This is a genomic window from Sulfurimonas sp. hsl 1-7, assembly GCF_030577135.1.
In the GTDB taxonomy this organism is placed as follows: Bacteria; Campylobacterota; Campylobacteria; order Campylobacterales; family Sulfurimonadaceae; genus Sulfurimonas; species Sulfurimonas microaerophilus.
In genome coordinates this window covers 1-1290 of the sequence record NZ_JAUIRR010000011.1, presented here as the reverse complement: position 1 = coordinate 1290, position 1290 = coordinate 1, and the positions used below count along the sequence as shown (strand labels likewise).

Sequence of the window (1290 nt, the reverse complement as noted above, 5' to 3'; positions counted from 1 at the left end):
ACAGTACCAACTAAAGTGAAGATACCAACTACTACTACAGATTCAACTTGAACCATAAATTGACCCATTCTGTCACCTGCAGCTTTTAGTGGACCATCCCATAGTAAGTCTTGGTCGTTTAGAGCTAAAAGACCTGTTGCTAATGCACCCCATAGACCAGCTAGGAAGTGGATACCAAATGCATCTAATGAATCATCATAACCAAGTTTCTTTTTAAGTACAGCTACACCGAAGAAACCTACTACTGAACCTACACCACCTACGATGAATGCACCAGTTACGTCAACGAATCCAGCTGCTGGAGTAATTGCAACTAAACCTGCTACAACACCTGAAGCAGCACCTAATAATGTTGGTTTTTTGAATACCATCCACTCTAATCCTACCCATACCATTGCAGCAAATGCAGTAGCTAATGTAGTTGTTAAGTAAGCTAAACCGGCAACTTCGTTTGCACCGAATGCTGAACCACCGTTGAATCCATACCAACCGAACCATAGTAATGCAGCACCAAGAGCTGTCAACATTACAGACATTGGTTTCATTGCAATTTTTGGATAACCATTNAAATGCAGTAGCTAATGTAGTTGTTAAGTAAGCTAAACCGGCAACTTCGTTTGCACCGAATGCTGAACCACCGTTGAATCCATACCAACCGAACCATAGTAATGCAGCACCAAGAGCTGTCAACATTACAGACATTGGTTTCATTGCAATTTTTGGATAACCATTTCTTTTACCAACTAGGTAAGCTAATACTAAACCAGCAAGACCACCATTCATGTGTACAACTGTACCACCTGCGAAGTCTAATGCACCTGCATCAAATAATAGTGCACCGTCACCACCCCATACCATGTGAGTAATTGGAGCATATACTACGATTGTCCAGATTGCAACGAATACGATCCATGTTGAGAACTTGATACGTTCAATAACTGAACCACTAGCGATTGCTACTGTAATAGCTGCAAATGTACCTTGGAATACTACGAATACGTAAGTTGGGTATGTACCGCTTAAATCATTCCAGTTAATACCGCTTAAGAATGCGTTTCCGAATCCACCTATAAATGTTTGCATTGAACCACCGTCACCGAATGCCATTGAATAACCTGCTGCTATCCATGCGATAAATGCAACTGCAAATGCTCCTAATACCATTGCATAAGTATTAAGCACATTCTTACTTCTTGTCATACCTGCATAAAAAAGCGCCAACCCTGCCGGTGTCATTAGTAATACTAATGCAGCTGATACCATCATCCACGCTGTATCACCTGTATCTAA

At 41.1% G+C, this 1290-nt stretch carries 2 pseudogenes; both read right to left on the bottom strand.

The features are described 5' to 3' along the window. A pseudogene (locus QWY88_RS11595) lies at positions 1-563 on the bottom strand (ammonium transporter); the annotation flags it as partial. A 7-nt stretch (positions 564-570) separates the two neighbouring features. Then, positions 571-1290: pseudogene (locus QWY88_RS11590) on the bottom strand (ammonium transporter); the annotation flags it as partial.